The 8,203-nt window shown below is 57.1% G+C and carries 6 protein-coding genes and 1 pseudogene; 4 read left to right on the top strand and 3 right to left on the bottom strand.

Going from position 1 to position 8,203, the window contains the following annotated elements; genetic code table 11:
* Positions 1–506 precede the first annotated feature (506 nt).
* Entirely contained in the window at positions 507–1,277 is a 771-nt protein-coding gene (locus C8J33_RS25440) for a phosphotransferase enzyme family protein (RefSeq protein WP_132665798.1), read from the bottom strand.
* On the bottom strand, positions 1,274–1,918 hold the full coding sequence (locus C8J33_RS25435) for a recombinase family protein (RefSeq protein WP_132449539.1): 645 nt from the start codon (positions 1,916–1,918) through the stop codon (positions 1,274–1,276). Before C8J33_RS25435 ends, C8J33_RS25440 begins: the two co-directional genes overlap by 4 nt.
* A gap of 120 nt (positions 1,919–2,038) precedes the next feature.
* Here C8J33_RS25435 and C8J33_RS25430 point away from each other — a divergent pair.
* The 3 genes and pseudogenes from C8J33_RS25430 to C8J33_RS25420 all read left to right on the top strand — a co-directional run bounded on the left by C8J33_RS25430 (position 2,039) and on the right by C8J33_RS25420 (position 6,598).
* Positions 2,039–4,923 (top strand): annotated as a pseudogene (locus C8J33_RS25430) (Tn3 family transposase).
* Between the two features lie 6 nt (positions 4,924–4,929).
* Positions 4,930–5,655: a DUF6118 family protein gene (locus C8J33_RS25425; RefSeq protein WP_281024628.1), complete on the top strand. Its 726-nt coding sequence runs from the start codon at positions 4,930–4,932 to the stop codon at positions 5,653–5,655.
* A gap of 235 nt (positions 5,656–5,890) precedes the next feature.
* Complete coding sequence (locus C8J33_RS25420; protein ID WP_110731083.1) at positions 5,891–6,598, top strand: hypothetical protein; 708 nt, start codon at positions 5,891–5,893, stop codon at positions 6,596–6,598.
* 94 nt (positions 6,599–6,692) lie between these two features.
* Here the strand turns inward: C8J33_RS25420 and C8J33_RS25415 are convergent, their stop codons facing one another.
* Positions 6,693–7,253 (bottom strand): hypothetical protein, encoded by a 561-nt coding sequence (locus C8J33_RS25415; protein WP_132665797.1) that lies wholly within the window; start codon positions 7,251–7,253, stop codon positions 6,693–6,695.
* A 171-nt stretch (positions 7,254–7,424) separates the two neighbouring features.
* On the opposite strand from C8J33_RS25415, the gene C8J33_RS25410 reads away from it, so the two are divergent.
* The gene (locus C8J33_RS25410; protein WP_110731081.1) at positions 7,425–7,997 is read left to right on the top strand and encodes a hypothetical protein; all 573 of its coding nucleotides are present in this window, start codon (positions 7,425–7,427) and stop codon (positions 7,995–7,997) included.
* The last annotated feature ends 206 nt before the right edge of the window (positions 7,998–8,203 follow it).

Here is an 8,203-nt window from a genome sequence, read left to right as displayed (position 1 = left end):
TCCAAGATCATCACACTCCCATGCGCATCGCTTCCGGCATCCACGATATCTCTGCTTTCGCCATAAGAGAATACGCGTGGTTTTCAGACAGTCTGCCCGAATTTTGCTCGATATGTTAGCCGGACTTTTGCAACGCTGCAAAATCAGGAGATGTGCGAGAGGTTGATAATTTTGCGCTGATTGCAGTGATCCCGATTTTGTGGATTCTGCGCTCATTCGTTGTCTTTATGAGGGTGTCTTGGAAATTGAACTTCATCCCGCAAACGAATCTGAGAAATTTCAGGTTTGGGAAATGCTCTCTGCTTATCTTCGCGAGCTAAGCCAGTATGGCGAGGTCGACCACGAATACCGTTTCTTTGACAGCTATTGGGTAGACCGAGACCGCTGGCCCTACATCATCGCCGTTGGCGAGCGCACCGCTGGATTTGCGCTCGTAAACACCTGGTCGCCTTCAGGCCCCCGAACATTAAAGGGGCACAGATATACGGGATGGTTTTCATTTCTGGTCAGCCGAGTGCTGACAACAGCCGATCACGATTTTTCTGCACGTACTCTATGTCCCTGAGGTATATGGCGGCATCGCCAGCCTCCACGTCCTCCACGAAGGTTAAGTCTCCCGCTTCTGCTCTTGAATGCATGAAATCCACCAATGCTTGCAGTCGTCCGCAGATCGCCTCGGGAAGCCTGCGCTTTTCGTCGGCTGTCGCACCATAGGATGCACAAAAGATGCTTGCGCGATGCAATTGTTCACGGACATCTAACACAACGCCTTGGTTGGAATAGTCAGACAATGGCGCCCATCTGTAAACTGCGTATGCCAGATCCCATAAGGCTGGCGCTGGATGTGCGGTGTCGAAATCAATGATCCCGACAGCCACATCGCCCTCAGTTGCGACATTGTAGGGTGCAAAGTCACCGTGGCAGATAATCTCGGGAGGTTCTTGCGGCGGCAGCATCCACGTTTGGATCTCACGATCAACGTCCAGGAACCCACGCGACGCTGAATGGAATTCACGCAGAAGCTCGCCTGCAGAGCGTAGCATCCGCTCCGAACCAACAAGTCGATCCGCCAAATGCTCACAAACGCGCCCTTCGACGTAAGTTACGGTTTCTTGATGTTGCGTTAATTCGACAGGAATTGGTGCAGCAGTAAAGCCGCTGTTTTGCAAATGGCGCAAGAACCTATGCACTGTCGGCGTCCAAGGACCAGATGGCCTCCTGACGGTATTTCCATCGCGCCAAATCTGCCCTGCTCGCCCTCCCTCCAATTCTTTCATTTTCTTACTCCCAAAGTGATCTTTTTCCGTCCGAGCAGACGTTCACCATCGCCCCGCAACTCACCCTTGGGGCTAACAAACCGGTATAAGGTCTGACGGGTGATGCCGAGTTCTGCGCAGAGATCGGCCACCTTCGTCTCAGGTTTTCCCATCATTGCTTGAGCAAGGCGTACTTTCGCGGGGGTCATTTTGAATGGCGCCCCGCCATTCCGGCCACGCGCTCGGGCTGCCGCTAGGCCTGCTTTGGTCCGCTCGATGATCAGTGCCCGCTCAAATTCGGCAAGAGCGGCAAATATTCCGAACACCAGCCGGCCGTTCGCTGTGGAAGTGTCGATCGATGCGCCTTCGCCTGCGAGTACTTTCAAACCGATGTTCCTCTTTGTGAGGTCGTCCACGAGATTGACGAGGTGACGCAGGTCACGACCGAGACGGTCAAGCTTCCAGACGGCGAGCGTGTCGCCAGCGCGCAGCGCCTTCAAGCAAGCCGCTAGACCGGGACGATCATCTTGCTTGCCCGAGGCGGAATCCTCATAGACGTTATCGACCTCGACGCCAGCCTTGATCAGCGCATCGCGCTGGAGGTCATGGACCTGGCTGCCGTCAGCTTTCGACACCCGCGCATATCCAATCATCGCTGTCATTTATACGTTGGTTTGAGGCGGCGCTTCGGAAACAAGTGTTTTGTTCGCTGAAAATGTATCTCAACCAGCTTCATAAACAAAGCGTCTTTAATGTCGTCGGATTTTGAAAAGGAAACATGGATGCCGCGTCGCATCACTCTAACCGATCGGCAGAAAGATGCGCTGTTGCGCCTGCCGACTTCCCAGACGGATTTGTTGAGGCACTACACGTTGAGTGACGAGGATCTCGGGCACATCAAGCAGCGCCGTCGACCCCACAACAAGTTCGGCTTCGCGCTGCAATTGTGCGTTTTACGCTATCCCGGTCGGGTGTTGGCGCCTGGCGAATTGATACCAGCGGAGATCGTCGATTTTATCGGAGCGCAACTGGGCCTGCACGCCGACGATCTGGTTGACTATGCCGCTCGCGAGGAGACGCGGCACGAGCATCTTTCCGAACTGCGGGCGCTCTATGGATTCCGCACCTTCTCAGGACGTGGAGCGCGCGAGCTAAAGGACTGGTTGTTCCAGGAAGCCGAAATGGCAATATCGAACGAGGATGTGGCCCGTCGGTTCGTGGAGGAGTGCCGACGCACCCGCACCATTCTTCCTGCACCATCGACGATCGAGCGGCTTTGCGCCACGGCTCTGGTCGATGCCGAGCGGCGGATCGAGACGAGAATCGCCAGTCGGCTGTCCGTGCCCGTCCGGGAACAGTTGCTGGCATTGCTTGAAGAGACGGTCAACGATCGAGTGACCCGTTTCGTGTGGCTGCGTCAGTTCGAGCCGGGTTCGAACTCCTCGTCGGCCAACCGGTTGCTCGACCGGCTCGAACACCTGCAACGTATCGATCTCCCCGAGGATTTGCTGGCTGGTGTTCCTGCTCATCGGGTGACACGTCTGCGCAGGCAGGGCGAGCGATATTACGCCGACGGCATGCGCGATCTTCCCGAGGACAGGCGGTTTGCGATTCTGGCCGTCTGCGCATCGGAATGGCAGGCAATGCTCGCCGACGCCGTGATAGAAACCCATGACCGGATCGTCGGCAGGCTCTACCGTGCTTCCGAGCGCATTTGCCAGGCGAAGGTCGCCGATGAAGCGAGCGCGGTGCGCTACGCCCTGAAATCCTTCGCCGAAATCGGCGGCGCCCTGGTCGATGCACAGGATGATGGCGAGCCGCTGGGCGACGTCATCGCGAGCGGATCAGGGTGGGATGGCTTCAAGACCCTTGTTGCAATGGCAACCAAGCTGACTGCAACCATGGCGGACGACCCTCTCAATCATGTGATCGACGGTTATCATCGTTTCCGGCGGTACGCTCCGCGCATGTTGCGCCTGCTAAATCTGCGGGCTGCGCCGGTCGCGCTCCCTCTTCTGAAGCGGTGATGGCTTTGCGCACCGGTTCGAACCATGCCGCAAATACCGGCTTCTTGCGGCCCAGCTCGAAATGGCATCGCCATCTTCGGACCCAGGCGGCTGGTGACGGCCGCCTGTGGGAGATCGCAGTGCTGTTCCATTTACGCGATGCCTTCCGCTCCGGAAATATCTGGCTGACCAGATCACGGCGCTATGGCGACCTGAAACATGCACTTGTTCCGGCGCAAGCTGTCGCGGAAGGTGGCCGTCTCGCTGTGCCATTGCGGCCGGAAGAATGGCTGGCAGATCGACAAGCCCGTCTCGATATCCGGCTGCGCGAACTGGGGCGCGCAGCGCGCACGGGAACGATTCCCGGCGGGTCGATCGAAAACGGCGTTCTGCATATCGAGAAGCTCGAAGCTGCTGCGCCTGACGGCGCTGAGAACCTGGTGCTCGATCTCTACAAGCAGATCCCGCTCACGCGGATTACCGACCTCCTGCTGGAGGTGGATGCCGCGACCGGTTTTTGCGAGGCCTTCACCCATCTGCGCACGGGAGCGCCCTGCGTCGACCGGATCGGCCTGATGAACGTCATCCTTGCCGAAGGGGTGAACCTCGGCCTGCGCAAAATGGCCGACGCGACAAACACCCACACCTTCTGGGAGCTGATCCGCATTGGACGGTGGCATGTCGAGGGAGAAGCCTACGACCGGGCGCTGGCCATGGTGGTCGAGGCACAGGCAGCGCTACCAATGGCCCAGTTTTGGGGCATGGGCACCTCAGCTTCGAGCGATGGACAGTTCTTCGCCGCCACAGAACAAGGCGAGGCCATGAACCTGGTCAACGCGAAATACGGCAATACCCCGGGCCTGAAAGCCTATACCCATGTCTCGGACCAATATGTGCCGTTCGCAACCCAGGTGATTCCTGCGACGGCAAGCGAAGCCCCTTACATCCTCGATGGCTTACTCATGAACGACGCAGGTCGCCATATCCGCGAGCAGTTCGCCGACACGGGCGGCTTCACTGACCACGTCTTTGCCGCATGCGCCATTCTCGGCTACCGGTTCGCTCCGCGCATCCGCGATCTGCCGTCCAAACGGCTCTATGCATTTAATCCATCGGCCGCCCCCGCTCACTTGCGGCCCTTGATCGGTGGAAAAATCAATAAGGCCATGATCGAGCGTAACTGGCCCGATATCCTGCGCATCGCCGCCACCATCGCAGCTGGAAGCATCGCTCCTAGCCAGATCCTGCGCAAGCTCGCCTCCTATCCACGGCAAAACGAACTGGCTACGGCTTTGCGCGAGGTCGGCCGCGTCGAACGGACTCTGTTCATGATCGACTGGATTCTGGATGCCGATCTGCAACGTCGTGCCCAGATCGGGCTCAACAAGGGCGAGGCCCATCACGCGCTGAAACGTGCCATCAGCTTCCACCGCCGCGGCGAAATCCGCGACCGATCCGCCGAAGGCCAGCATTACCGGATCGCTGGCATGAACCTGCTCGCCGCCATCATCATCTTCTGGAACACCATGAAACTGGGCGAAGTGGTCGCAAGCCAGAAACGCGATGGAAAACTGCTATCGCCCGATCTGCTGGCCCATGTCTCGCCGCTCGGATGGGAGCACATCAATCTCACCGGAGAATATCGTTGGCCAAAACCTTAGCGTAGGATTCCGTCCCCTCCCGCAAATGACCCCGATCCGGCTCAGGCGTTCGAGGCGCTGCGCGAGACGGTCGAAGACCTCGCCAGCGATCTTTCCCGCGAAATGACGACGATCCGCAAAGGCGTGGAGGCGGCGTTCGACCGGTTCGAGGCGCTTGGGCCGCCCACCGACTACAGCGCCGATCTCGGCCGTCTCGTGCAGGGTCTGGCCGTGGTCGGGGAGCGGTTGAAGGCCATCGAGGCGTCGCCGATCCTCAAGAACGGTCCAGAGCACTATGCCCGCGCGCTCGAGCGCAGCGGCGAGAGCCTGGTGAAGAGTGCCGCGCAGCAGCTCGAACGCCAGGCGGCCGATCTCGAGCGCGCCGGCAACCGTCTCGCCACTTACACGAAAAGCGCCTACGACCGGAGGAGCCAGGATATCCGGATGTGGACGGCGGGCGGATTCGGCCTGGTTCTCGGCATATTCCTCATGCTGATCCTCCCGCGCTTCCTGCCGTATTCGGCCGATAGCCACGTCGCCAGCCTCGTCATGGGTCGTGATCGTGTCAGCGCTGGCCGCGGCATGATCGAGGCCGCCGATCCGAAACAGGCGGAGGATATTTCGACGGGTGGATGGGTCTATGAGACGAACCGGGAGGTGCTGGATAAGTGCATCTCGGATATGTTCAAGACCCGGAAGGAACAGCGCTGTGCACTCATCTTGCCCGTGGTCGAAGGGCGCTCCGGGCAGTAATACAGAGTTAGGCTACATATATTTTTGCTCGTTCAGATTGGTGGCTAAAATTTGAAAGCGGAAAAGCTTCGAGCAAGGTAAGGTGAGTAGTTTCTAAAATTAAACCGTCATCCGCAAAAAATCAGATCGGAGGGAATGCTATATGTTGTCTGGAATAAGCAACGCCACGTCGAATAGGATAGCGACGTTCCCCGACCGCCGTAATCAAGCGGGACAGGATGCCTTTGCGGACCTGATGGCGACCCCAGGAGACAGCAAGCCCGACAACAGCTCGACTGCACCTTTCGACAACCGTGGCATCAGCTACGCTGCGATTGAGACGAACTTCAACACCTGGTCGCACCAACGTCGTGTCGATGGTGCGGGCGACGATTACATGAACCGGGTCGACGCGGCGAAGACGACGTATCTCGATATCGCACGCAAGGCGGAAGCCAGCGGCGGCTTTGCCGATCCGGTTGCCTTCGTCCGCACGCTCGGCACACATGAACTGGACGCGCTGCAGACGATCAATTCGCTTGGCGCCGCCATAGACCCAGCATCGCTTACCGAAGAAGGCGCGCTCAACCTCTTGCTTACCAGAACGATGGCGCGAGACATCGATGGTGATGGGCTGATGATGGTCGGAGAGGCAAGCACGTTCGTATTTCCGCCCGGCGACGCGCCGCAAGCGGTTAAGGATGCCTGGGAAAAGACCACCGAGGGCATGGATTTTGGGACGAAGCTGCACCTTCAGATGTCGATGCATCTGGCCGGCAATGCGGTTCGGGCCGAGTCCGGTGGTTCGTCGGTCGCGGCCGACTACAGCGCGCTTGTTGATCGTGCGATCGATGGCGCGACGTTCAATCTCAACATCTCGCCTTCGGATCAGAGGGCGTTCAACAGCAAGATTCTGGACGGGCTCAATCTGCTGCGAACCTACCTTTCAGCGACCGATGTCTGATCGCCGCTGCGTCGGATTTTCGTCTATAGGCTGAACGCGCTTCGTGCGTTCGGTTGCGCCGGCTGAAAACCGACGTAAGTCGCAAGCAATCTCATTAGACATTTGCGATGCCGTAGAGGCCAATCTCGTTCGGCTGGACGGTCAGTAGCGCTTCGCTCTGGTGTTCTTTCTCCTTGCCGGCCTGTTTTGCCAGCGCCTTGTCCAATGTGTCTTCGCGATCAGGGTTCTTCGCGCTGTTGATCACATCCTCTAATGTGACACCGAGTTTGTCGAGGCCCAAGCCCTTCTCAATGACCGCAATTGCCTGCTGACCGTCATCTTGCGCCTTGAGCTTTGAAAGTGCGCCCTGCATTGCTGAAACGAATTCGTCTTTTGAGGCGTAGTCGTTCTGGTCAACGCCGAGGGCTTTGCCAGCGCGCTCGATCAGATCGAGCTTAAGCTTGTTTACGTTGACATTGTTCAGATTGAACATTGACTCGGAAATTCTAGATTGAGTTTGGCTTGGCTGTTTGGTTGCGCCGATTTTGCCGCCGATGCCGTTTGCAACCGCTACCAAGTCGTCCGTGACGGATTTTTGTTGCTGGGTCGCGCTTATGGAATTGGTCTGCTGCAAGATCAGCAGGGCGGCGGAATTCATGCTGGAAACTGTCGTCATTGCATGTCCTACAGCGCGCCTGCGATTTCCATCATGGGTGGCTTAGGCGACAGTGCTAAGGCCTCATGCGATAGCGGTGAAAATGATTTAGCTAGAATTAAATCAGATACACCTTAATATTTCGAGAAGGCTCAGACGGCCGACTGTCGCGAATATTGAGGAAAGATCGTGATGAGCGTCTTGATTTCTGGCAGTTCCAACGTCGGCAAGACGATATTTGCAATGCGCTTGGCTCAAGAGCTTGGATGTGACGTGATCTCGACGGATAGCATCGCACGTCATCCCGGCCGACCCTGGCCGGACGTGCGCCCTCCTGTCGCTGAATATTATTCACGCCTTTCAGCTGAAACGATCTATTGGTTTCTCAAGGTACACCATGAGAACATGTGGCCGAGCATACGACAACGGATCGACGCCGCGCGCCATGGTCAAATGCCTTTTGTGTTTGAAGGCTCTGCACTTCGGCCCGAATATATAGCTCCTCTTATTTCCGACGGGTTGTTAGGGGTATTCCTCTATGCCGACACTGATTTCCTTTGTGAGAGGATGCGATCCGAGGCAGGATATATTCAATCTGATGAGACTGGACGAAGCATAATCGACAAATTTATAGACCGATCTTTGCGCGACAACTCGGAAATGTATGTGGCCGCTAGGAAACATGATGTGAGGGTCGGAGACGTCTCAGACGCCCCTGCCGTGGCCACTCTCTTTGATGAGCTCGTGCAGCAGAGCAGCCTCTAGAGTCGCGGAATCCCGATTTTGCAGTGCTGCAAAAGTCGGCATATCATCTGAAGCAAAACTCGGGCAGGCCGTCCGAAAACTCAGAATGAAATTTCCTACGTAGAATTTCCTTCCGGCATTCCGACTATTCAATATGATGCATTCTATAGACGGTGGCAGCAGGAGAAGCTGCTAGCATCATTTTCTAACGAAATTTTCCTGCCTTG

Source organism: Rhizobium sp. PP-CC-3G-465, assembly GCF_004343445.1.
GTDB classification, from domain to species: domain Bacteria; phylum Pseudomonadota; class Alphaproteobacteria; order Rhizobiales; family Rhizobiaceae; genus Ferranicluibacter; species Ferranicluibacter rubi.
The sequence above is the reverse complement of the archived record's forward strand: the minus strand, read 5'-3'. Positions and strand labels throughout refer to the sequence as shown.

What these genes read in the sequence shown, in the direction of transcription:
- C8J33_RS25440 (WP_132665798.1), bottom strand. Translation starts at nt 1,277, where the DNA reads ATGAAAGAATTGGAGGGAGGGCGAGCAGGGCAGATTTGGCGCGATGGA.
- C8J33_RS25435 (WP_132449539.1), bottom strand. Translation starts at nt 1,918, where the DNA reads ATGACAGCGATGATTGGATATGCGCGGGTGTCGAAAGCTGACGGCAGC.
- C8J33_RS25420 (WP_110731083.1), top strand. Translation starts at nt 5,891, where the DNA reads ATGGCGACCCCAGGAGACAGCAAGCCCGACAACAGCTCGACTGCACCT.
- C8J33_RS25415 (WP_132665797.1), bottom strand. Translation starts at nt 7,253, where the DNA reads ATGACGACAGTTTCCAGCATGAATTCCGCCGCCCTGCTGATCTTGCAG.
- C8J33_RS25410 (WP_110731081.1), top strand. Translation starts at nt 7,425, where the DNA reads ATGAGCGTCTTGATTTCTGGCAGTTCCAACGTCGGCAAGACGATATTT.